We start from the raw sequence: 1,001 nt of genomic DNA on the forward strand, positions 1-1,001 counted from the left end.
CCATCCGCATCATACTGGCGCAGAGCATCCCAGGAATTCACATATATGTATTTTCCATTCGTATAAGTTCCTGCATCTTCCAGCGCCGACCGAAGTTTTCCACTTTTCGAATCCACAGTTCTTAGTTTCTTATCCGAATAGTCATAATAATATGTCTTATCTCCCAGCATTGCCAACATTCTCGCATCACCGGTTCTTGCGTTATGGAGAACCCTGCTGAAATTGTAATTTCCTTTTGCTTTCTCCGAATAATAACTGATCGGATTCGTCCGCATCCAGAGTAGGTAATATCCAGCCAGATAAATAATTACCAACAGGAAAACTAACACGATCCATAAACTCTTTCTCTTCTTTTTCATAGCCGTCCTACTTTGTGTTCACCCAAAACACTCCTACTTTAAAAAATCAACATCCGAAAAAAACTGATTTTCCTTCGCAATGTCATATGCCGTATTCCCATCACCGTCCTTCTTGTTCACATCCGCTCCGTGTTTCACCAGATACTTTGCAATATCTTCGCTTGTACACTCTGCCGCTGCATGCAGAACGGTATGTTTTACTGCTGATTCGTCCTCATCGCCTGCCGACTCGGCATCACCATCCGGCGAAATCTCCTGATTCATATCCACGCCGATTTTTATCAGCTTCTTCACCATACTGTAATCGCCAAGATTCACCGCACATTCCAGTGCTTTCGCAGCCGATTCGTCACTTGCGTCCAGTGTTTCCATCATAAAGCTTCTTATCCCGAATGGCTTCTTTCACTCCCTGTAAATTCGATGTCTCGATCGATTCCCGCAATTTCCATTCCGGGCTGTTCATCGCAGTCCGCATACAGCCGGTCAGCAATAACGCCGGAACCATTACTGCTACTATTCCTTTTCTTCTCTTTTGCATATCTTTCCCCACTTTGCATAAAATGATGTTATATATATAATAACGTTTGTTGCTCTTGTTTTGTTACAGAAAAGCTTAAAAAATCCGAAAGAATTTCTTAATTT

The 1,001-nt window shown here is 42.4% G+C and carries 3 protein-coding genes; all 3 read right to left on the reverse strand.

The window, feature by feature from the left end:
• Nucleotides 1-359 (reverse strand): hypothetical protein (locus DWY31_RS08410; protein ID WP_147364896.1); only part of this gene is annotated, 359 nt, incomplete at its 3' end.
• A 33-nt stretch (nt 360-392) separates the two neighbouring features.
• Nucleotides 393-734, reverse strand: coding sequence for an ankyrin repeat domain-containing protein (locus DWY31_RS08415; RefSeq protein WP_118520052.1), 342 nt, complete (start codon nt 732-734; stop codon nt 393-395).
• Nucleotides 709-897 carry a hypothetical protein gene (locus tag DWY31_RS08420; RefSeq protein WP_118520054.1) on the reverse strand — a complete coding sequence of 63 codons (189 nt, stop codon included), beginning with the start codon at nt 895-897 and terminating at the stop codon, nt 709-711. The genes DWY31_RS08415 and DWY31_RS08420 overlap by 26 nt, the downstream gene beginning before the upstream one ends.
• Nucleotides 898-1,001: the final 104 nt, after the last annotated feature.

This window comes from Dorea sp. AF24-7LB (assembly GCF_003478575.1).
Lineage (GTDB): Bacteria > Bacillota > Clostridia > Lachnospirales > Lachnospiraceae > Dorea_D > Dorea_D hominis.

Bases quoted from the DNA above. Each gene is read 5' to 3' on its own strand.
- DWY31_RS08420 (WP_118520054.1), bottom strand. From the start codon at position 897: ATGCAAAAGAGAAGAAAAGGAATAGTAGCAGTAATGGTTCCGGCGTTA.
- DWY31_RS08415 (WP_118520052.1), bottom strand. From the start codon at position 734: ATGATGGAAACACTGGACGCAAGTGACGAATCGGCTGCGAAAGCACTG.